General features: G+C 34.5%; 24 protein-coding genes. 12 read left to right on the forward strand and 12 right to left on the reverse strand.

The features are described from left to right. Positions 1-37: 37 nt before the first annotated feature. The gene (locus tag NWE55_RS06260; protein ID WP_155090792.1) at positions 38-1,261 is read left to right on the forward strand and encodes an MFS transporter; all 1,224 of its coding nucleotides are present in this window, start codon (positions 38-40) and stop codon (positions 1,259-1,261) included. A 33-nt stretch (positions 1,262-1,294) separates the two neighbouring features. On the opposite strand, the gene NWE55_RS06265 is transcribed toward NWE55_RS06260, so the two are convergent. Further along, positions 1,295-1,783: a GNAT family N-acetyltransferase gene (locus NWE55_RS06265; RefSeq protein WP_155090791.1), complete on the reverse strand. Its 489-nt coding sequence runs from the start codon at positions 1,781-1,783 to the stop codon at positions 1,295-1,297. Positions 1,784-1,864: 81 nt separating this feature from the next. Here NWE55_RS06265 and NWE55_RS06270 point away from each other — a divergent pair, with 81 nt between their 5' ends. The 6 genes from NWE55_RS06270 to NWE55_RS06295 all read left to right on the forward strand — a co-directional run bounded on the left by NWE55_RS06270 (position 1,865) and on the right by NWE55_RS06295 (position 6,849). After that, entirely contained in the window at positions 1,865-2,215 is a 351-nt protein-coding gene (locus tag NWE55_RS06270; protein ID WP_155090790.1) for a hypothetical protein, read from the forward strand. 365 nt (positions 2,216-2,580) lie between these two features. Continuing rightward, positions 2,581-3,348 carry an enoyl-CoA hydratase/isomerase family protein gene (locus NWE55_RS06275; protein WP_155090789.1) on the forward strand — a complete coding sequence of 256 codons (768 nt, stop codon included), beginning with the start codon at positions 2,581-2,583 and terminating at the stop codon, positions 3,346-3,348. A gap of 527 nt (positions 3,349-3,875) precedes the next feature. Further along, complete coding sequence (locus NWE55_RS06280; protein ID WP_155090788.1) at positions 3,876-4,706, forward strand: hypothetical protein; 831 nt, start codon at positions 3,876-3,878, stop codon at positions 4,704-4,706. A gap of 14 nt (positions 4,707-4,720) precedes the next feature. Beyond that, complete coding sequence (locus tag NWE55_RS06285) at positions 4,721-5,530, forward strand: hypothetical protein (protein WP_155090787.1); 810 nt, start codon at positions 4,721-4,723, stop codon at positions 5,528-5,530. A gap of 80 nt (positions 5,531-5,610) precedes the next feature. Next, positions 5,611-6,063 carry a 6-pyruvoyl trahydropterin synthase family protein gene (locus tag NWE55_RS06290; protein ID WP_155090786.1) on the forward strand — a complete coding sequence of 151 codons (453 nt, stop codon included), beginning with the start codon at positions 5,611-5,613 and terminating at the stop codon, positions 6,061-6,063. 9 nt (positions 6,064-6,072) lie between these two features. Further along, positions 6,073-6,849 (forward strand): UDP-2,3-diacylglucosamine diphosphatase, encoded by a 777-nt coding sequence (locus NWE55_RS06295; protein WP_160339395.1) that lies wholly within the window; start codon positions 6,073-6,075, stop codon positions 6,847-6,849. A 24-nt stretch (positions 6,850-6,873) separates the two neighbouring features. On the opposite strand, the gene NWE55_RS06300 is transcribed toward NWE55_RS06295, so the two are convergent. Continuing rightward, positions 6,874-8,196 (reverse strand): HTTM domain-containing protein, encoded by a 1,323-nt coding sequence (locus NWE55_RS06300; protein ID WP_258204665.1) that lies wholly within the window; start codon positions 8,194-8,196, stop codon positions 6,874-6,876. Then, on the reverse strand, positions 8,168-9,121 hold the full coding sequence (locus NWE55_RS06305; RefSeq protein ID WP_160339394.1) for a bifunctional riboflavin kinase/FAD synthetase: 954 nt from the start codon (positions 9,119-9,121) through the stop codon (positions 8,168-8,170). The genes NWE55_RS06300 and NWE55_RS06305 overlap by 29 nt, the downstream gene beginning before the upstream one ends. Positions 9,122-9,273: 152 nt before the next feature. Between NWE55_RS06305 and NWE55_RS06310 the strand changes: the two genes are divergently transcribed. Then, entirely contained in the window at positions 9,274-10,095 is an 822-nt protein-coding gene (locus NWE55_RS06310) for an endonuclease/exonuclease/phosphatase family protein (RefSeq protein WP_155090783.1), read from the forward strand. A gap of 72 nt (positions 10,096-10,167) precedes the next feature. On the opposite strand, the gene NWE55_RS06315 is transcribed toward NWE55_RS06310, so the two are convergent. The 4 genes from NWE55_RS06315 to rimP all read right to left on the reverse strand — a co-directional run bounded on the left by NWE55_RS06315 (position 10,168) and on the right by rimP (position 15,738). After that, positions 10,168-10,839: a zinc metallopeptidase gene (locus NWE55_RS06315; RefSeq protein WP_155090782.1), complete on the reverse strand. Its 672-nt coding sequence runs from the start codon at positions 10,837-10,839 to the stop codon at positions 10,168-10,170. 132 nt (positions 10,840-10,971) lie between these two features. Further along, on the reverse strand, positions 10,972-13,968 hold the full coding sequence (gene infB / locus NWE55_RS06320; RefSeq protein ID WP_155090781.1) for a translation initiation factor IF-2: 2,997 nt from the start codon (positions 13,966-13,968) through the stop codon (positions 10,972-10,974). A gap of 47 nt (positions 13,969-14,015) precedes the next feature. Then, positions 14,016-15,254 (reverse strand): transcription termination factor NusA, encoded by a 1,239-nt coding sequence (nusA, locus tag NWE55_RS06325; RefSeq protein WP_155090780.1) that lies wholly within the window; start codon positions 15,252-15,254, stop codon positions 14,016-14,018. A gap of 16 nt (positions 15,255-15,270) precedes the next feature. Then, positions 15,271-15,738, reverse strand: a complete 468-nt coding sequence (gene rimP / locus NWE55_RS06330) for a ribosome assembly cofactor RimP (protein ID WP_155090779.1) — start codon at positions 15,736-15,738, stop codon at positions 15,271-15,273. A gap of 174 nt (positions 15,739-15,912) precedes the next feature. Between rimP and NWE55_RS06335 the strand changes: the two genes are divergently transcribed. Further along, positions 15,913-16,740: a universal stress protein gene (locus tag NWE55_RS06335; RefSeq protein ID WP_155090778.1), complete on the forward strand. Its 828-nt coding sequence runs from the start codon at positions 15,913-15,915 to the stop codon at positions 16,738-16,740. Between the two features lie 861 nt (positions 16,741-17,601). Here the strand turns inward: NWE55_RS06335 and NWE55_RS06340 are convergent. The 5 genes from NWE55_RS06340 to NWE55_RS06360 all read right to left on the reverse strand — a co-directional run bounded on the left by NWE55_RS06340 (position 17,602) and on the right by NWE55_RS06360 (position 20,582). After that, positions 17,602-18,078, reverse strand: a complete 477-nt coding sequence (locus NWE55_RS06340) for a hypothetical protein (protein WP_155090777.1) — start codon at positions 18,076-18,078, stop codon at positions 17,602-17,604. 222 nt (positions 18,079-18,300) lie between these two features. Next, on the reverse strand, positions 18,301-19,128 hold the full coding sequence (locus NWE55_RS06345) for a mechanosensitive ion channel family protein (protein WP_230381471.1): 828 nt from the start codon (positions 19,126-19,128) through the stop codon (positions 18,301-18,303). After that, entirely contained in the window at positions 19,118-19,351 is a 234-nt protein-coding gene (locus NWE55_RS06350; protein WP_155090776.1) for a hypothetical protein, read from the reverse strand. The genes NWE55_RS06345 and NWE55_RS06350 overlap by 11 nt, the downstream gene beginning before the upstream one ends. A gap of 2 nt (positions 19,352-19,353) precedes the next feature. Then, positions 19,354-19,932, reverse strand: a complete 579-nt coding sequence (locus NWE55_RS06355; protein ID WP_155090775.1) for an RNA polymerase sigma factor — start codon at positions 19,930-19,932, stop codon at positions 19,354-19,356. 56 nt (positions 19,933-19,988) lie between these two features. After that, positions 19,989-20,582, reverse strand: coding sequence for a riboflavin synthase (locus NWE55_RS06360; RefSeq protein WP_155090774.1), 594 nt, complete (start codon positions 20,580-20,582; stop codon positions 19,989-19,991). Between the two features lie 56 nt (positions 20,583-20,638). On the opposite strand from NWE55_RS06360, the gene pdxA reads away from it, so the two are divergent. Genes pdxA through rpmF form a run of 3 tightly spaced genes read left to right on the forward strand, consistent with a single transcriptional unit; the run spans position 20,639 to position 22,585 of the window. After that, positions 20,639-21,703, forward strand: a complete 1,065-nt coding sequence (pdxA, locus tag NWE55_RS06365; protein ID WP_155090773.1) for a 4-hydroxythreonine-4-phosphate dehydrogenase PdxA — start codon at positions 20,639-20,641, stop codon at positions 21,701-21,703. A gap of 57 nt (positions 21,704-21,760) precedes the next feature. Then, positions 21,761-22,378, forward strand: coding sequence for a YceD family protein (locus NWE55_RS06370; RefSeq protein ID WP_155090772.1), 618 nt, complete (start codon positions 21,761-21,763; stop codon positions 22,376-22,378). 9 nt (positions 22,379-22,387) lie between these two features. Further along, positions 22,388-22,585 (forward strand): 50S ribosomal protein L32, encoded by a 198-nt coding sequence (rpmF, locus tag NWE55_RS06375; protein ID WP_155035003.1) that lies wholly within the window; start codon positions 22,388-22,390, stop codon positions 22,583-22,585. Positions 22,586-22,655 lie beyond the last annotated feature (70 nt).

The raw sequence follows: 22,655 nt of genomic DNA on the forward strand, positions 1-22,655 counted from the left end.
GATTTGACACTCGAATAACCACCACCTAAAAAGCTTTATGAAAAAAATATATAAGATCTACGTAGATTCGTATAGTGGACTATCGTCTGCATCGTGGATGCTAGCTATCGTGATGTTAATTAACCGAGCTGGCTCTATGGTATTCCCCTTTTTAGGTGTTTACATGACCAAAAAACTCCTGTTTACTGAAGAACAAACAGGATATGTTTTAGCGTGCTACGGTGTAGGGTCAATTATAGGTTCAACATTAGGTGGATGGATTACTGACAAAATCGGAAACTACAAAGTACAATATCTTAGTTTATTAGGAAGTATTCCTGTATTTATTCTACTTCCACACTTTACAACAGTTACTAGTTTAGCCCTCATGATTTTACTTCAGAGTACAGTAAGTGAAATGTTTCGCCCTGCAAACTCCGTTGCCATTACAATGTATGCTAAACCACAGAATATCACACGAGCTTTCTCTTTAAACAGAATGGCTGTAAATCTCGGTTTCTCAATTGGCCCAGCAATGGGAGGATTACTAGCGGCAATTTCCTATAGTTTATTATTCAATATTAATGCAGCTGCAGCTTTCATTGCAGCAATCGTTTTTATAAACTTTTTTAGAGGTAGAAAAACAAATAAAGAAAAATACAACGAAGAGGGTATTTTAGAGGATAGAACAGAGTTAGTAGGCGATAATAACAAATCTCCTTATAAAGACAAAATGTTCATTATTTATAGTGTATTCTGTACACTATATTCTATTGCTTTTCTACAGTTATTCAGTACAATGCCTTTATACTATGAAAAAGTAGGAGGGCTAAATGAATCACAAATTGGTTTGGTACTTGGTTATAGTGGTCTGTTAATCTTTCTAACGGAAATGTTACTTGTTCACCTTGCAGAAAAATATCTTACCATACGAAAGACCATTTACTATGGGGTTCTAATCAGTGCATTATCCTTTTTACTATTAGCTTTTGATCACAGTATTTTTACAATATATTTATCTATATCTGTGTTATGTGTTTCAGAAATGCTCGCAATGCCTTTTACGTCAACTGTAACAGCTATGAGAGCAGGAGCAAATAACAAAGGGGCTTATATGGGGGTAAATGGGTTGACTTTTGCAGTTGGATTTATAGTATCTCCCATTCTTTCTACAAAGATTGCCTCTCACCTTGGTTATGAAACCTTATGGGTGAGTACTGCCATCCTAATCGTTATTGCATCAATAGGTTTAAATTACTCTGTCAAAAAAATGATAGGATAATCAATATAACAATGGAACACGGTGATATGTAAATTAACATTTTCCAACTCTCTTTTCGAGTTTTAAGAAGTCATATTCACCTCCATTGGTCTTATTGTAAAAATGTCCTACTACCTCATAACCCGCTTTTTCAAAAACTTTTATCCCCATTTGATTCAATTTAGCTATAGCTAACACAAACTTACACACTGCTTTTTTAGTGATAAATGCCCATTCTATATAGTCAATTAATTCCTTTCCATATCCCTTTCCCATATAAAGAGGGTTAAGACCAAACCAATATTCTGCTGTATTATTATCGATGAGATCATAATTGAAAAAGGCTAAAATCTCAGTTAATCCTGGCTTTCTAACTGTAAAAGTATTTTGTCCACGTATTTGTGGATCTAAGAAATCTTCTAATTCTTCTTCGTCTTTTGTCATATCATAAAAGCTCAAAATACCAGGATACTTCCAATTAAAAGCTATTTCTTCAGCTTCTTCTTGTTCCATTACTGTAAATTGAAAATCATCTTCTTTCATACCGTTAACTACTGTTAAAGTTTAATTGTAATGTGATTGTTTAATATTCTCTTTCATTTATTTAAATATATTTGTCACTCTATGAACAAATACAATAAATATATAGCGTGGTTACTATGTTTAGTCTTCGCACTTTTTGGTGCTGAAAAGATAAACTTTGCTGTAGAAAATAGTTGTAGTAAAAAACTCACCTATTGTCCTACTGCCAGCCTCTATGTTTATAATATTAGTAGTAGTAAAGTAAACTCAGACAATGAGCCTACTTCAGAAAAATTAACTAACATTATTTGTGAAACTTTTTTTATTAATAATATAGTTATTCCAGAAATTAAGGGATCAACCATACATTACTTATTTGCCCCTTTCTTTTTCAAACATCGCATCCATTCGACACCATATATAACAGCAATCGATCCTCCTCCAATTGCATAGAGTTCTTTATTCTTTTTTCTAATAGCTTTTTATAGCTATTTTTTTTTACCTATTCAAGACTTATTCTTACAACTCATAGCTGACAATTCTTGCTGTCGAACCTCAATATATTAAACGATACATTAAAAACAAAAGTATATTGAAGTACAATAAAATAAGATGGGACATTACCATCCAATTCTCACCAAAACAATATACCTCCCTCATCCAAATACAATTAATCAAATCAAAGTTACGCCAATATAAGTAGTTTAAGTTATAAAACTTAAGGCATAAACATCACTTTTTCATTCAATTTCTATTCTATTAGTAAAAATGAAAAATCTAATTATTTTCCTACATTTGAGAAAACAATCAATTAAACTATGGAAAAATCAAATAAGCCCTTTATTACCTCAGAAATACAAGACAAAATAGCAACCCTAACTTTCTATAATCCTGCCAGCAATTCTTTTCCAAGTTATCAGCTAAGAGAACTTACAGACAAGATAGAAGAGCTAAGCAAAAACAAAGCAATTACAGTAGTTATCCTAAAAAGTGCAGGCACAGGTGCTTTCTGTGCAGGAGCATCATTTGATGAATTATTATCCATCAAAGACCAAGTGACTGGGAAGAAATTCTTTTCAGGGTTTGCCTCAGTAATAGATGCTATGCGCCGAAGTCCACAAATATTTATTGGACGTATTCACGGCAAGACTGTAGGCGGTGGTGTAGGATTAGCTGCTGCTTGCGACTATTGTTATGCAACGGATAAAGCGGCTATCAAGTTATCAGAATTAGCCATCGGTATAGGTCCGTTCGTCATCGAACCAGCTGTATCAAGAAAGATTGGAAAGACTGCATTCACAGAAATGTCACTCGCGGCACATGAGTGGAAAACTGCCACATGGGCAAAAACTCATGGGCTATATGCAGAATTATATGAAGATGATACCCGTATGGACTTAGAACTTGGTGATTTTGCTAAGCGTGTTAGTGAGTACAACCCACAGGCTCTCATCGCGATGAAGAAAATATTCTGGGAAGGAACAGAGCATTGGAGTGAACTTCTCCATCAAAGAGCTGAAGTTTCGGGTAGACTGGTTCTATCTGAGTTTACAATCAATGCACTTAATCAATTTAAAAAGAAATAATAATAGTTATTGAATATAGCATAAGCGAAAAAGCATATAAGTTATCTTATATGCTTTTTCGCTTTTTATTATATACCAATTATCCTATTATTCCTTTTCAAGTTCTTCCTATTTAATCTAAGCTAAAGAAACTTTGTCTTACAATTCCAAATTGTGAGCCATTCATAAAATACTCGTAATCAAAACCTTGCTGTAAAAAAAAACACTATAAAAAAACATTACAAACCAATCCAAGGTATTTAAAGGAGAATGATCGGCTATAAAGTACCATTCTAAGTCTATCACTTCACCATCAAACGACAAGCACCAAACGAACAGCTCAAATCAAATACTATCAATAGTCACACATACATGTAAGAGTTCTACGTCATTAACACTACTACATACAGAAACTAATTACACTGAAAGCCCCTTTGTACAACACAGTGTTTTATGTAAAACAATTAAAAATCCAAAAAAATATAATAGCCTACCTCCTATTTTTTATATAATTTTAACAATCTAAAAATAAAGGTACTATAATTGCTATGAAAAGATTACTTACTTTAATCTTGTTAAGTTTCGTTTTGGGGTCTTACAATCTCAAAGCATCTACTGATAACAACACCATCCCTCCACAAGATTTGGTTGGACACCTAGTGGATAAATCTGGTGATGCCCACTTAGCCACGAGATTCTTAGACCACTTAAATATTTCTGCTGGTATCTCGACTTTAGGATTAACTATAGAAGCTGCTACACCATTAGCACCACATTTGAAGATACGCGCAGGGCTCAACTATCTAAATTACAACTCAAGCGCACAGAAACTAAACATAGAAGATCCCCAAGGATATTTTCTCAATTCCTTTGGATACTCGCCAAGATTGGAAGTCGAAGGCCGAATCAAGCTATTTCACGCCCACGCATTAGTAGACTTCTATCCCAATAAAGAAGGAGTGTTTTTCATCTCTGGAGGTTTTTACTTCGGTAGAAATACCGTTTCCGTCAAAGGTGGCTTCATCGATGACAAAGGAAATCCAGCAGATATACTCGTAGGGCACGAATGGCCCACTTTAGAATATGATGGAAATATCTTAGACTTAAATAAAGGGCGATTAGATGCAGAAATGCGTTTAGGAAATGTCGTAAAACCATACTTAGGTATAGGAGTAGGAAGATCTGTCAGTATGCGAAGAATAGGCATCAAGCTCGAAGTCGGTATGCTATATCAAGGCGACTATACTTTAAAACAAAATGGACAAAAAGTAACTACAGGTAAGGAGGCTGACGCAAGAGTAGAGGATACACAAAAATATAACGAATGGCTCAGGTGGTGGCCAAAAGCTGAACTGAAAATCAATTATCGTATTTTTTAATAATCATTTAATTTATGAAAACTAATGCACTATACCTATTGGTTTGTATTCTCCTAAGTATACTTTCTGTTAATGCTCAATCTGCTGATGGTTTTACTTTCCAACCAGAACCAGTTGCAAAACACTACTCAGACATTGCTTTTAGTGAATTATCAGTTGGTATTGGAATAACAAGTATGGGGATTACAGCAGAAGCGAGTTCACCCTTAACACCTAATCTTCAATTAAGAGCTGGTATCAATTTTTTCAAGTATAACTCTAAATACTATGATGGTACTCCCGATGACCCACGAAATGAATTAAGCAAAACTTTTGGCTACAGACCTGATCTGACAATGAAAGGAAAACTAAATATGTTTCATGGACATGCTTTAGTTGACTTTTACCCAGTAAAAGGAGGGTTGTTTTTTGTATCAGGCGGCTTATACATGGGAAATAACAAAGTGGACTTACACGGTTACTTGATTGATAAAGATGGTGAAAGAGCTAATCCACTAGAAGGTGAAGAATGGCCTACTTTAGATTTTCAAGGGAATGTTATAGACATCAATAATGGGAATATCGATGCACAAGCCACTGTTGGTAATGTAATTAAACCCTATTTAGGATTTGGAATAGGAAGAGCGATATCTAAAAGTAGATTGGGTTTCACTTTTGAACTTGGTATGATGTACCAAGGTGATTATACAATCAAACAAGGAGGGAGCAAAGTAGCGTTTGAACTTGATGAAAATGTCGAATATGATGAAGAAGCTGAAAAGTGGCTTAATCGTATCAAATGGTGGCCTAAAGTTTCCTTTCAATTAAAATACCGCATCTTCTAAGAGTAATAGTCCGTAAAAAGGCAGGGTTATATATGAATGTAAGGGCTTTTTTTTCCTTACCTTTGTCAAAATTTTTAGTTATGCCTAAGATTAGAATTACAAAACAATTTACATTTGAAACTGGACATGCCTTATTTGGATATGATGGCAAGTGTAAAAATGTTCATGGACATAGTTACAAATTAGCAGTAACTGTTATTGGTAGCCCTATTGAGGATACAAATAATGTAAAATATGGAATGGTTATAGATTTTGGAGATCTAAAAAAAATAGTGAAGGAAGAAATAGTTGACAATTTTGACCATGCAACTGTTTTTAATAAAAACACTCCACACATTGAACTTGCTAAGGAATTAGAACAACGTGGACACCATGTTATTCTGGTAGAGTATCAACCTACAAGTGAAAACATGGTCATCGATTTTGCTAATAAAATAAAAGACCGACTTCCTGATGGAATTGAACTATATTCATTAAGACTTCAGGAAACAGAATCTTCTTATGCTGAATGGCACCAATCAGATAATCTTTAGAATTTGGAAATAAATATTCAAACAAATAAGAAAGTATATTTTGCATCCGATCAACACTTTGGAGCACCGACTCGTGAAAAAAGTATTCCTCGTGAACAACTATTTTTGCAGTGGCTTCGCGATAAAGAACACGATATGGGAGCATTAATTATACTCGGTGATCTCTTTGACTTTTGGTTTGAGTATAAGACAGTTGTACCAAAAGGGTTTGTTCGAATTCTCGGAAAACTTGCTGAAATAAAGGATCGTGGTGTACCCGTTTACTTCTTTGTCGGTAATCACGACCTATGGATGGATGATTACTTCCAAAAAGAATTGGGTATTCCTGTATTTCACGAGCCAAAAATATTTAATATCAATGGCAAAAAGTTCTTTATTGGTCATGGAGATGGCTTAGGACCTGGAGATCTTGGTTACAAGAGAATGAAAAAAGTATTTACCAATAAATTCTCAAAATGGCTATTTAGATGGTTACATCCAGATATTGGCGTGAGATTAGGTTCGTACTTATCAGTAAAGAATAAACTTATCTCAGGAGAGGAAGATATCACCTATTTAGGGGAAGATAAGGAATGGTTAATTCTTTATGCCAAGCGCAAATTAGAAACGCAACACTACGACTACTTCGTATTTGGTCATAGGCATTTACCTATGGTATTGGATTTAAACCCAAATTCTAAATATGTCAATTTAGGAGATTGGATTAATTACTTTACGTATGCCGTTTTTAATAGTAATCTAGAATTAGTAGAATATAAGAAAGAAATAGAAAACAAAAAGCCTTGATTGTAATCAAGGCTTTTTGTTTTATTAAAATGGTTTCTCTAAGATCCAAGGACAGTGTGTGAAATAATTCCATCCTACATTACCTAAATCAACCGTATTATCAACAAATCTACTATAAGGACGTCCATTTATAGAGACAAAACTATCTGCGTATACAGCTACATCTTCTCCCTTAGCAGCATATTCTTTTTTGATTACCTGAGCCATTTGCCATATCATATCAGGTGAAGTTAAACGCGCCGCTTGCTTAGTAGATAAAACTTCTGCTAATGGATAATAACTTCTTGTTTTCGTATCTTTATTCTCTACAATAAAATCAGTATAACCTCCACGAGAACGCAACATCATTCGCCAACTTAGACGATGACCTTCATCTGTCCAAAGTGTATCTCCCTTTATAAAGTGTATTCTCAAAGGCAATAAAACTTGCACAACCATAAACGCACTTAAAACATACAATTGCCCTTTGCTTAAAAAGTTCTGTGTACCGTAACTAGTCAAATCATCAGTCACTTCAAAAACAGGTTTCTTCTTGAAAAACAAACGACGTACTTGTTCTGGTTCATAAAAAAACACCGAAAAACTCAAAGCAAAATATGGAAAAATTCCAATATGTAAAGTTGCAGAGTTAAAAAGGTGAAAAGTCAAAGCTGCTATAACTCCTAATGTACGTGTCTTCTTCCACAACAACATCGGAACAATTAATCCATCGAAAATAATACCCAAATAAGCAATCGTAATGTAAAACCACTTCTGAGTAAACACTTCCTTAAATACTTCCGGAATATTAGCACTTTGGTACATTAAACGAGTAAAAGTTCCATCAAGCCAATCGGGATAAAACTTTGCAACTGTACCAAAAACATATAAAATAGTTACCTGAAAGATAAAAAACCACGAAAAGTAACGCGGCATATATAACTTTTTATCAACCCGACCTGCTTTTACATCCATAGAGGCATATTGATGTGCTGGTAAAAAGCACATATAAAAACAAATCAGCAACAACATATAATAGTGATTGTTATACGAAGTCTTCTGAATAAAATAAGCACCAGCCCATAAAATTGTCAATAGTACAATATTCAAGCGGTAGCGCCACCCTAACATAACAGCAATAGATACAAATCCCATCAATGCAAAATAAACATACATTTGAGGACCAACTAAGACCTGTAAAAAATCCATATAAATATGGGAGAAAGTCATCTGGACATCAACTAAATTTGTACGCACCCATCCAGTAGCTATAGCACCAAAAGACTCACATGCAAATAAAAATCCAAAGAAAATTCTAAATATAACTAGTGGGGAGTTATCAATTGGTTGAAGTGCTTTTTTCCACATACTTCTCAAAAAATTCACGAGTTACCTGTTCATCGTTGTGTAACTTAGCAATTAACTCGTCTAGATTGTTAAACTTTAATTCATCTCTTATTCTGTCTAAGATACGAACTTTTAAAATTTTATCATATAAATCTCCATCCCAATCTAGGTAATTTACTTCTATCGTATAAGGGTGTCCTTCAAAGGTTGGGTTCACACCTACACTCATCATCCCCTTTACGCGTTCACCATTTATTTCAGATTCCACTACATAAACTCCATTCTGAGGTATCAGTTTATAATCCTCGTCAATCTCAATATTAGCCGTCGGAAAACCTAATTTTCTCCCTAACTTCTTACCGTGAACAACGACTCCAGAAAAGAAATACTCGTAATCTAAGAACTCGTTAGCCATTGCCATATCACCAATCTCTAATGCATGGCGAATCTTAGTAGAACTAACAGAAACGTGATCTATTTCTTCTGCTGATATTTCTTCGACCTCGAAACCATATTTCTCACCGAATAGCTTTAAATCGTTAATATCTGCAGTTCTATTCTTGCCAAAACGATGGTCGTATCCAATAATTATCTTAGAAATATTAAACTTATTTACCAATACTTGCTCTACGAACTCCTCTGCAGTTAATTGTGAAAATTCGTAATCAAACTTCTGAACTACTAAATTGTCTAAACCTAAACCTTCTAATAATAGCTTTTTCTCCTCTAACGTATTCAACAACCTAATGCTATTGTCTTGTTTCAAAACCATACGAGGATGTGGAAAGAATGTTAGAACTAAACTTTCTCCATTATCCTTCTTCGCCGCTTCAACTAATCGGTGAATAATCTTCTGATGACCTTTGTGTACACCGTCAAATGTTCCCAATGTTGCTACAACTTTCTTTTCTGCATGAAACTCGTTTATCGAAGAAAATGTTCTCACTTTAATTTAAAAATTTAGATTAGATGTTTACTTTTGAGCGCGCCTAATAGCTCGTAAAGAAATGTAAAAATACGGCATTTTTACAAATTGTATTTACAAAATTTCTTTAATCTACCTATCTACAATTAGGTTTAACATATTAAATATCATATATGCCTCAAAAATCTTTTAAAACAACTGTTACACTATTTTTTTTATTATTCCTTTTACCATTATATGCACAAGTAACAATCATGACATGGAATTTAAATAACTTCGGTTCAAGTAAAACTACTGATGAAATTGAATTCATTGCTAAAACAATTAAATCTGCTGATATCGTCGCTATACAAGAAATAGTCACCAATCCCTCAGGGGCAAAAACACTGGCCGCACTACATCTTGAATTAACTAATTCGACAGGTACCAAATGGGATTACGCTATTAGCCCACCGACAGATAGTAGCCCTTATCGCTCAGAACGATATGCTTACCTTTGGAAAACAAGTAAAGTAAAGCTAAAAAACAGACCTACTTTAGAACAGACTTACAAAGATCAAATCGAAAGAGAACCTTACATAGCTACTTTTGAATACAAAAGAAAAGAGTTTATGATATTCAACTTTCATGCCTTACCCAAAAAACATCAACCCGAAAAGGAGATTAAATACTTCAAATTCTTTCCCACACAATATACTGATCAAAGATTGATCTTTTTAGGAGATTTCAATACTCCCCAAAGTCACAGTGTTTTTAATCCCCTAAAGAAAATGACTTACCAACCCGTTTTTACTGACCAAAAAACAAGTCTAAGACAAAAGTGTATTAACAATGACTGCTTAGCTTCTGAATATGATAATATCTTCTTATCTAAAAAAGATTTCACCATTGAGAGTCAAGATACAATTCTATTCTACGAGGACTTCAATGACATAAAAGAAGCAAGAAAAATATCTGATCACATACCGATAGCAGTAAGAGTAACTCCTAACTAAAGACTGTAAAAAAACAAAAAAAGGACACCTTATTAAAGGTGTCCTCCACTTTACTTATATAAAATTTAATAACTAACGTCTGTTCATATAGATCATCACGTAATACAAAAGTGTACCCAATGATGATATTGCAGCGACCACATACGTTCTGGCTGCCCAAGACAATGCATCTTTAGCACCTGCATATTCTTGCTGGGTAACGATGTTTTTGGCTTCCAACCACTTCAAGGCTCTTGCGCTTGCGTCGTACTCAACAGGTAAGGTAACAAACGAAAAGATCGTTGTCAAAGCAAAAAGCCCAATACCGAATAATAGCAATTGAGGGAAAGTGTTAATCAATAAGATTCCACCTAACAACACCCAAGTTACAATATTAGAAGAAAAGCTTACTACAGGAACCATCTTTGAGCGCATAGTCAACCAATGATAAGCAGTTGCATGCTGAACAGCGTGACCAACCTCATGTGCAGCTACAGCAGCTGCAGCAGCATTGCGTTCATTATAGACAGCTTCACTAAGGTTCACAGTCTTATCACTTGGATTATAGTGATCAGTCAATCTACCTGGAGTAGATATCACGCGCACATCCCTAATACCGTGATCCAACAGCATCTTTTGTGCAACTTCTGCACCACTCATTCCATTCTGCAATTGTACTTTAGAATACTTTTCAAACTTTGATTTCAACTTGTATTGAATGTAATAGCTTGCAATCATTACAGCTATCAAAAGAATCCACATCATATCATTAATATTTACTACTATAAATATAGCAAATCACAAGCCAAAAATAAAATATGTCATTTCGTCAGATTGTCATGATGTAAAACAAAAAAGGGAGTTGCTTTCGCAACTCCCTTTCCTATGTATAATTGATTATTTCAATTTCTTTTTAACTTCAACTTCTTGGAACGCCTCTATAGTGTCATATTCCTTAATATCGTTGTAGTTTTTAATCTGAATACCACAGTCATATCCTTTCGCCACTTCTTTAACATCGTCTTTGAAACGCTTTAAAGCAGTCAACTCACCAGTGTAGATAACCACACCCTCGCGGATAAGGCGGATTCTTGAACTACGGAAAATCTTACCGTCAGTAACCATACATCCAGCAATCGTACCAACTTTAGAAATTTTGAATAACTCACGAATCTCAGCAGTACCAGTAACTTCCTCTTTCAATTCTGGAGATAACATACCTTCCATCGCATCTTTCAAGTCATCAATAGCGTCATAGATAATTGAGTAGTTACGGATATCGATTTCCTCTTTATCAGCTAATTGTTTAGCAGAAGCCATTGGACGAACGTTAAATCCGATAATAATAGCATCCGAAGCAGAAGCTAACAATACGTCAGATTCTGTAATAGCTCCAACTCCTTTATGAATAATATTGATTTGAATTTCCTCAGTAGATAATTTAGAGAATGAATCAGATAATGCTTCCACAGAACCATCCACGTCCCCTTTAAGAATAATATTTAACTCTTTGAAATCACCTAATGCAATACGACGACCAATCTCTGCTAAAGTAATATGACGTTGTGCACGTACAGATTGCTCGCGAATCAATTGAGTACGTTTAGCAGCAATTTGTTTTGCTTCTTTCTCTTCCTCAAATACATTAAACTTATCACCAGCAGTTGGTGCTCCATCTAATCCCAGTACAGAAATTGGACGAGAAGGACCTGCTTCTTTTACAGAGTTTCCACGTTCATCGTGCATTGCACGAACTTTTCCGTGGCTACGTCCTGCCAACAAGTAGTCTCCCACTCTTAATGTACCAGCTTGTACTAATACAGTAGATACATATCCACGTCCTTTATCTAAGTACGCTTCTACTACTGTACCAACTGCAAGCTTAGAAGGGTTTGCTTTTAAATCAAGCATTTCTGCCTCAAGCAATACTTTTTCAAGTAATTCCTTCATATTAAGACCTTGCTTAGCAGAGATATCTTGAGATTGGTAAGTACCACCCCATTCCTCAACTAACAAGTTCATTGAAGCAAGTTTTTCTTTAATTTTATCTGGATTAGCCGTAGGCTTATCTATCTTATTAATAGCAAAGATAATCGGTACACCAGCAGCTTGTGCGTGACTTATAGCCTCTTTTGTTTGTGGCATAATATCATCATCCGCAGCAATCACAATAATTACGATATCGGTAACTTGAGCACCACGCGCACGCATAGCGGTAAACGCCTCGTGACCAGGAGTATCTAAAAATGTAATTTTTTGTCCTCCTTCAAGTGTTACTCCGTAAGCACCAATATGCTGTGTAATACCTCCTGATTCTCCTGCAATAACGTTTGCTTTACGAATATAGTCTAACAAAGATGTTTTACCATGGTCAACGTGACCCATCACTGTCACAATTGGCGCTCTTGGTTGTAAATCTTCTGGTCTATCTGGAGTTTCCTCAATAGACTCATCTAAATCTGCAGTAGTAAAATCAACTTCGAATCCAAACTCATCAGCAACAATAGTTAATGTTTCAGCATCCAAACGCTGATTCATGGTAACCATGATACCAAGAGACATACAAGTACCAATAACTTTAGTAATAGGCACATCCATCATAGTAGCAATTTCACCAACAGTAACGAACTCGGTTACTTTTAATGTTTTGCTTCCAGCCTCTAATGCTTTTTGCTCTTCATCAGATTTTTTTCTATGAACATCTCGTTTATCACGACGATATTTAGCAGCTTTAGATTTGTTACCCTTACCTTGAAGACGCTCAAGTGTCTCCTTAATTTGGTTTTTAACTTCTTCCTCAGTAGGTTCAGCTTTTACAACAGGTGGAGTATTTCTTCTGTTATTTTGGTTTTTGTTACCAAATTTTCCTCCTCCACGGTTGTTGTTGTTACCTCCGCGATTGTTGTTATTACCACTATTATTGTTACCGCCCTTATTATTATTGTTGTTATTGTTTGGTCGGTTATTGTTATTATTCTCGTTGTTATTTGCTCCTTCAGCATTTCCATTAGCTGGCTTAGCAATGCGTTTTCTCTTATTCTTTCCGCTTCCAGGGTTGTTACCATCTTTTGAATTTCCTTTTTTAGGATCTTCTTTTTTCTTTTTAGGTTTATCAAATTGAGATAAATCAATTGTTTTACCTGTAAAAGTAGTACCTGAAAGTTTCTGATAATTTGTTTTGATTACTTCATCCCCTGCCGTAGGCTCAGCTTGCGCATCATTTGCCTCTTTCTTGAAATTCTGCTTTTGGTTTGAAGAATCTTTCTCCTCTACAGTATTTTTCTGTTGTGATTTATTTACTTCTTTCTTAGCTTCCACTTGCTTTTCCGTATTCGTTATTTTAGTTGCTTCGTTTGCATCAACTTTTGGAGCTACCTGTTTTTCTTCAGCTTTAACTGTTTTCTTCTTAGTATCAGCATTAGTAGCTTTTTCTACTTTTTTGTCTACTTTTTCAGCCACTGTTGCATCTTTCACAACATTTTCCACCTTTTTAGACTCGCCTGAAGCAACTTTAGTTTTCTTAGGTTCAAGATCAATTTTACCAACAGTCTTTACAGCAGTAATTTCCTCTGCTTTAGCTCTGATAATTTCTTGCTCGCGTTTAATACGTGCTTCCTCTTGTTTTCTTTTCTCTTCAAGCTCTTTATCGCGCTCCAATTTTAATGCTTCTTTTTCTTTCTTTTTCTCTTCACTTACCTCAATAGAAGCTTCTTTCTTGCCTTTATCAGCAGAAAATTGTTTACACAAAACACTGTATTCTTCTTTAGAAATTTTAGCATTTGGTGTTGCATCGATTTCATATCCTTTGCCTTTCAAAAAGTCTACGGCTCTATCGAGAGAAATATTTAATTCCCTTAAAACTTTATTAATTCTTATTGCTCTTTCTTCAGACATATTATCTTTTTAGTGTATTAATGTGTTGTGTTGTTTTGGTGCTTCAATTAGTCTTCAAACTCTTCTTTTAGGATACGGATTACATCTAATACCGTTTCTTCCTCAAGGTCAGTTCTCTTTACTAATTCCTCAACACCTAGGTTCAACACGCTTTTCGCAGTATCTAAACCTATTTTACTAAATTCTTCAATCACCCACGCTTCGATTTCGTCTTTGAATTCTCTTAATTCAACGTCATCGTCTTCTGGGTCTAATTCACGCATCACATCGATATCGTACCCTGTCAACATTCCAGCCAATTTAATGTTTTGACCTCCTCTACCGATTGCTCGTGATACTTCTTCTAAATCAAGATAAACGTTTGCTTTTTTAGCATTTTCATCTATCACTACTTTATTGATACGCGCTGGTGCTAATGCACGCTTAATAAACAATTCTGTATTCTCTGTATAATTGATTACATCAATGTTCTCATTTCCTAATTCGCGAACGATTCCGTGAATTCTAGATCCTTTTACTCCGACACATGCTCCAACTGGGTCAATTCTATCATCATAAGTATCTACTGCCACTTTTGCTTTCTCACCTGGGATACGAACTACTCTCTTAATTGTAATTTCCCCTGATTCGATTTCTGGAATCTCTTGTTCAAATAATTTCTCTAAAAACTTAGATGAAGTTCTTGACATAACAATTTGAGGTTTTGAACCTTTTAGTTCAACCGCCTCAATAATACCGCGTACTGTATCTCCTTTTCTAAAGAAATCAGATGGAATTTGTTTCTCTTTTGGCAAAACAATTTCATTCTTTCCTTCGTCCATCAAAATTATGATTTTTGGACGAGCATGATGCACTTCAGCTGAATAAATTTCTCCAACTAAATCTTTAAATTGTTTGTATAAAGAAGTATTGTCATGTTCAGTTACCTTAGAATACAAGTTTTGACGTAACGCCAAGATAGCTCTTCGATCAAGTCCTTCCAACTTCACTTCCTCTGACACCTCTTCTCCTACTTCAAAATCTGCTTCAATTTTTCTTGCTTCTGACAAAGAAATTTCTGCATTATCATCTTCTACCTCTCCATCTGCTACAACAATTCTGTTTCTAAACACCTGACAATCTCCTTTGTCTGGGTTAACGATAATATCAAAATTATCGTCTGATCCATACTTCTTCTTCAAGGCATTTTTCAATACATCTTCAAGAATTGCCATAAGCGCTACACGCTCAATATCTTTTTCGTCTTTAAATTCTGAGAATGAATCTACTAAATCTCTATTCTCCATCGGATATTCTATTTTTTTAAAATGAAATTATAACACTCGCTTCTTTAATCTTATCAAAAGGAATTATAGCTTCCTTTTCAACAGTAACCTTTCCCTTTCCTATCGGTTTAGGCTCTCTTGCTTTCCATTTCAGAACAATACTATCATCACCTACACTTTCAAGTGTAGCTTCTATTTTTTCTTGTTCTGTAGTTATTACCTTTAATTTACGTCCAATATTTTTAGGATATTGTCTCAATAATTTTAAAGGTGCTGCTGCTCCTGCAGATGCAACTTCAAGAGCGAAGTCCTCCTCCTCTCTATCTAAGTTATGTTCAATAGCACGACTCACATCAATACAATTCTGCAACGTCACACCTTGATCTCCATCTATAATTACAACAATCTTATTATCAGCCGATATTGTAAAGTCTATCAAAAACAAGTCTGTGTACTCTTCAAATGCCTGATCAATTAATCCTTGTACTTTTACTTTTAACGTCATATGCTATAAAAAGAGGGGACTACTATGTCCCCTCATTATTTAACTTTTTTAATAAATAACGACACAAATGTACAATTTTTTTATTACAAATAAAACTTTTGTCTATTGATAATTATATTCTTAACTTTATTTAATCAATAAAACAACATAATTCATATTCAAATTAATTACATCATGAAAAAGATTCTAGTTCCAACAGATTTCTCTAATCAAGCCTATAATGCAACTAAAGCCGCTGCTATTATTGCCAGAAAAATGAACGCAGAAATCATTTTACTACACATTCTTGATTTGCCACAACAAGGTAGTGACAGTATCAACAAAGGAACTCCTGCTACTGAAGTTATGTTCTTTAAAAAAGCTGCTGATGCAAAGCTTGAAGAATTAGCGCACGACCCTATATTTAACGGAATTACAATATCATCAAGCCTTATCTTAGATCGCACTTCTTTAGGTGTGACTAAATCTGCAGAGAACAACAAAGTGAACCTTATCGTCATGGGATCTCATGGGGTAAGTGGAGTAAAAGAGTATTTCGTAGGATCTAATACCGAAAAAGTTGTCAGAACATCAAATATTCCTGTTTTGGTAATTAAAGGTGAGGTAGAAGATTTTGAGATTAAAGATTTTGTTTTTGCATCTGATTTCTCAGAAGGGATGACTGAGCCTTTTAAAAAAGCACTAAATTTCAATAAAATATTAGGAAGTAAATTCCACCTGTTAATGGTAAACACACCTAACAATTTTAAACCTACTCACGTAGCAGAAGAAATTGTAGAAAAGTTCTTAGATACTTTAACAGACAAAGAGTTCGACCTATGTACTTATAACGATATGAATATCGAAAAAGGAATAATCAACTTTTCTAAGAAAATAGATGCTGATCTAATCGGTATAGCAACACATGGTCGTACAGGTTTAGCTCACTTCTTCAATGGCAGTATAAGTGAAGATTTAGTAAATCACTCAAGTAAATCTGTTATTACTTTCAAAATAGATTAATACTACCTATAGTATATTGTCTACTTACTAAACAAGTTGACAAGTCAACACATATCAGATCCAGAGGGGTAATCTCTCTGGATTTTTTTTATACATTATATTTAAGTGCAATGACAACATCCCTTTCAAAAGACCCAACAACAACCCAACAACAACCCAACCAATACCGCTCATAGCGTAACAAATACCTCCCTCATGTATTTGAATTAACAGTCTATAAAGCAATACTAAAACATCTTTTCGAAAATAAATACAGAGAAAATCTACTGTTTTACTGTATTCACACACCAATCACCAAACATTTTGCACTAATCTACCAGAAGGTCGCCTGCGACTATCTTGTACTTTTCTTGCACCTTTCTTGCACCTTTCTTCGACAAAACCACCCTTTAGGCTAGGAAACTCCAAGAAAACCCCAAGCAATCCCCAAGAAAGTGCAAGCCAACCCCTTTTATAAGATAACCGGATTGACTTCTAAAAACTTCTCGACATTAGTATCAACCTCCGTGATTACACCAATAACAAACATTGGTGTATCTGGAATTAAATAGAAATGCGTCAACATCTCTAAAGTACAGCCCTCACATCACGTTTCTACCTCTTGAACCAACCCTACCCAAACTACAGTACTCAGACACTACCATGTCTATCACAGTGATTACACCCTATACTTTTCTGACCAAACCTTACACACTACACCACTTGATAAACAAAAAAATATCCAGAGAGAAAAAACCTCTGGATACAATATTTATACACTTGTCAACTTTTTCTCAACAGACATAATTCTCCATAAAAAAACGACTTCCTATAATGCTATCTATTTACCTTTATTGCCAAGTAATCTACTATTTACCTTTTTTATTTCATCACTCTCATTCCTATAATACCCGCTGCATGATTTAAAACTTCATTGCGAACCTTAGTTCGCGATGACAGATCATATTGAACAAACCTTACATCTCCACTATCTTCATCATAGACTACACAGAAAAGAGAATTTGACTTATCATCATATTCTAAAGAATAGATTTCACCCGTAGTAAATTCTTCTTTTAAAGTTCCATTGCTTTTATCAATTAAAAAAACTTTACTACCATATTCTCCATTCTCACTATGATTGAATGCACAGTAGTAATTGCCTAACTTATCCATACCAAAACCAACTGCATCGTGCAATGAAAGACCATCTGTCAGTAATGGTACCACTTTGCTTTCCGCCTCAACATCAAAACCACTAAAATCATTGACATTTACCTTTATGACATTATATTCATTCGTATTGACACCATCTGCATCATACATATAACTAAGCCCAACTAACTCAAACTTATTCACATAACATAACGCAAAAGGCAGTCTTTCGACTGCCTTTCTGCATATTATTATTCATTTCTAAAACAGGACAAATACCCTTCAACCAAATCATCAACATACAAATATTCGGGTATTTGCAAGAGAAAATCGATACAAACCATAAATTATAAAAAGAGTAGCGGCAGTCATTTTAATCAAATACCAACTATTCGTCATCATAACCTACCTATTACTAAAAATTGCTTATTTTACAATTTCAATATGACTTTCAGACACCTTTGCAATTGGCAAGAAATGCTTTTTCCCTTCTACCAAAAGACACAAATAAATATTGTCAATAGAAATCACATACCCTTCTAAACCATCAATTCGAACTAACTGACCTAATTCCAAATTCTTTCTTGTATAAAAAGAAAACAGCAGCCTTGTCACCACATCCTTTGCACCTAACCCTAAAGACAGAGCTACAGTCAACAGAATAGCACCGACGATGATCGAAATATTATTCGTAATAATAGAAGTATTAATTCCCATTTGATTCAAAGTCGTAATGACAACAAATACAAGAATAAAGTAAAACAATATATTCCCTATCATTCTCGCACCACTGAAGTCAACAGCCTTGAGCACACCTACCACAGTTTTCTTAATCCAAGTTGCCAAATATAGTCCTCCTACAAAAATCAACAAAGCAACAAATACCTGTGGAATATACAACATTAGATTTCCTATCTCCTTAGACACTATACTTAGACCAAACATTTCGGCTCCAATAACAATCATCAAGAAGATAATGAAGATTTTCATAAAGAAAATAACGATTGCATCAACTTTGATTGCAATATTTGTTTTAGCAAGAAAGTCATTCTCATCAATCAGTTTTTGAACACTATCCAAGCGGATAAATTGAAATATTTTTTTCAATAAGTAAGCAAAAAACTTAACTAACAACCAACACAGCAACACATAACCTAAAATTAATGCAAAGCCTATCACACCACGTATTAACGAATCAAATACTGAGTTCAACATTTCTGTTGGATACTCAAAATTAAACAGTCTATTCATCATTATTTTCGTTCTTTTTTGCGTTTATAATTTTTTCAATCAATTCTTGTTCTTTCTTTTTGTCACTTTCACCTATGACACTACCCAGTGCCTGAGGTACTTTGACAGTATATAACTCAGACACATCTAAGGACAGCTTGATAAAGTTTAGATTATCAATTACTCTATCCTTTATATAGACAGGCAACTTTTCGTCCTGCAGTATTTTTTTAAAAGGATTATCCATAATTATAATGAGTTATAAATTTCAACAATTTTTTTCTTTGCTCTATGCAATCGCATTTTAATAGCACTCTCCCCCATTTCAAGCATTTGAGCAATTTCCTTAATAGATTTATCATCTTGATATTTCATCAATAAGATAATCTTATCTTCTGCATCAATTTGCCCTAAGGCCTCTTGTAACTTACCAACACTTAAAGCAAAGATTTCTTCGTCTGTTATTTCTTCATCAGCCATCAAGTCCTGATATTCCTCATTCAAATCCTCTTCTCGTCTTCTTTTTTTCAAAACCAATTTGGAATAATTCACACAATGATTATAAGTAAAAGAATACAGCCAAGTAGAAAACTTTGATTCCCCCCTAAACTTTTTAAGATTCAGATATAGCTTTACAAAAACATCTTGTGTCAAATCTTCTGCGACATCTCTCGACTCCGCAAAACCTAAACACTTTGAATACACTTTCTGAGCATACCGATCATAGAGAATCCCAAACAAACTTGTATTACCACTATGCACAATCATCTGGACTAAGTCCTCATCTGTCATAGTAGTAAAGTTATTATTCTGTAGATTAACCTTCATACCACTTTATTAGACTTTATCAAAAAAGCCTTTTATATTTTATAATCGAAAGGTTATTACAACCTACCTATTTGCATTAATTTAGAAACATACTTACCTATTACATCAAATTCGAGATTGACGGTTGTTCCCAATTTATAGTACTGAAAAATAGTGTGCTCCTTCGTATAAGGTATAATAGCCACCTTAAACGTATTTACCCCCGAATCCACAACAGTCAAACTAGTACCATCTACCGTAATGGACCCCTTTTCAATTGTAGTATGAATAGAATTCTCACTAAATTTAAAGCCATAGTATGTACTACCAGACACATCTTCAATAGAAACACATTCCCCTATGTGATCTACGTGCCCTTGTACTATATGTCCATCCAATCGACCGTTAAACAGCATTGCTCTCTCAAGGTTCAGTTTCATTCCCTCTGTCCAACTTCCAACAGTAGTTACATCTATTGTTTCTTTTATTGCTGTCACAGTATAGGCATTTCCTTCAATTGACACTACAGTCAAGCAAATACCATTGTGCAAAACACTTTGATCAACTTTCAGTTCACTTGTAAAATCACAACTAACTGTTATGTGAAGATTTGAGCGATCACCTTTAATTTTTTCTATCTTTCCAATGCTTTCAACAATACCTGTAAACATAACTCAATTTATTTTTATTAAATTTGCTTCAAAAGTAGCAATAATTACGCGATACTATGACCCAAAAAAAAGAAAATATAAAAGTAGGGATTTCGATAGGTGATTTAAATGGAATTGGATGTGAAGTAATACTTAAGTCTTTTGAAGACAATAGAATGCTTGAAATCTGTACACCAATTATTTTTGCAAATTCAAAACCTTTATCATACGTAAAAAAGACGATAAACAACAATACAGCCATACAGGGAATTGACGACTTAACACAGGTTATTCCCCACAAGCTAAACGTTTATAACCTATGGAAAGAAAATGTAAATATTTCTTTCGGACAAAATGATCCAGTAGTAGGTAAATACGCTATAAAGTCATTCACAGAAGCTACAAAAGCGCTAAAAGAAGGTGAAATTGACATATTAGTCACAGCTCCAATCAACAAATACAATAGCAACGATGAGGAATTTTCATACCCTGGTCACACAGACTATTTAAACAGTGAATTAGAAGGAGATGCATTAATGCTTTTGGTAGCTGAAGATTTAAGGGTAGGTTTATTAACAGACCATATCCCTTTAAAAGATGTTTCGGCAGCTATAACACCAGAACTCATAGAGAAAAAAGTGAAAACTATCAATCACTCTTTGATCAATGACTTCAATATCTTTAAGCCACGTATCGCAGTATTAGGATTAAACCCACATGCAAGCGACAATGGCATTATAGGTACGGAAGAACAAGAAACCATAATTCCAACTATTAAAAAACTAAGTGATGAAGGTATTTTAGTTTCAGGACCATTCCCGGCTGATGGATTCTTCGGCTCAGAAACACACAAAAAGTTTGATGCTGTACTTGCTTGTTACCACGACCAAGGTTTAGCAGCATTTAAAGCGCTTTCATTTGGAAAGGGAGTCAACTATACTGCTGGTTTGAACAAAATCAGAACTTCCCCTGACCATGGAACAGCATACGAGATAGCAGGGAAAGGGCTCGCTGATGCTACTTCTTTTAGAGAAGCAATCTATTTGGCTATTGACATCTATAACAATAGAGCCTATAATGCGGAGGCTTCAGCAAATCCCTTAGAACCACAAGAAAAAGATTTTGGTACAAAAAAAAATTGATAACTAGCTTGTAATAATAATATTTTTTTATCTTTGCACGCTCAAATCATGTATTTCATGAAAGTTGAAAATAAATTTTTAATTCCTTTTACAGGATTAAAAAATGGAGAGCACAAATTTGAAATTCAAGTAGATAATAGTTTTTTTGACAACTATGATTACAATGACTTCAATACAATTGACGCTCAAATAACCGTTCTTTTAAACAAGAAAACCACGCTTTTAGAATTACATTTTGAAAGCAACGGAATAGCAAATGTACCTTGTGACGTTACAAATCAAGACTTTGATTTACCAATAAACAACGAGTTAAACCTTGTCGTTAAATTTGGAGACGAGTTCAACAACGATCACGATGAGTTACTTATAGTACCATTTACAGAACATCAAATCGACATAGCTCAATATGTTTATGAGATGATAGTACTATCTATTCCGCAAAAGCGAGTACACCCAGGTGTATTAGATGGAACATTAGAATCTGAAGCTTTAGATATCTTAGGATACTATAACGAAGATGATTTGGATTTAGATTTTGATGACGAACTAGACTTTTTAGAACTAGAAGATGATTTCGACGATCAAGAAGATGAAGACATCGATGATCAAGAAAATAACAATGAAGAAATAGACCCTAGATGGGCAGAATTAAAGAAACTATTAACGGATAAATAATATAGTAAAATGGCACATCCTAAGAGAAAAACCTCGAAAACAAGAAGAGATAAAAGAAGAACTCACTACAAAGCAGTAGCTCCAACTATCGCTACTTGCCCAGTAACAGGAGAAGCTCACTTATTCCACAGAGCTTACTGGCACGAAGGAAAAATGTACTACAGAGGACAAGTTGTTATCGACAAAACTACTGAAGTAGAAGCGTAACCTTGAGAAAAGTATTTTAAGAACTCTCACAATGTGTGAGAGTTTTTTTTTGTTTGAAACAGACCAAAAA

This window comes from Myroides albus (assembly GCF_024722315.1).
In the GTDB taxonomy this organism is placed as follows: domain Bacteria; phylum Bacteroidota; class Bacteroidia; order Flavobacteriales; family Flavobacteriaceae; genus Flavobacterium; species Flavobacterium album_A.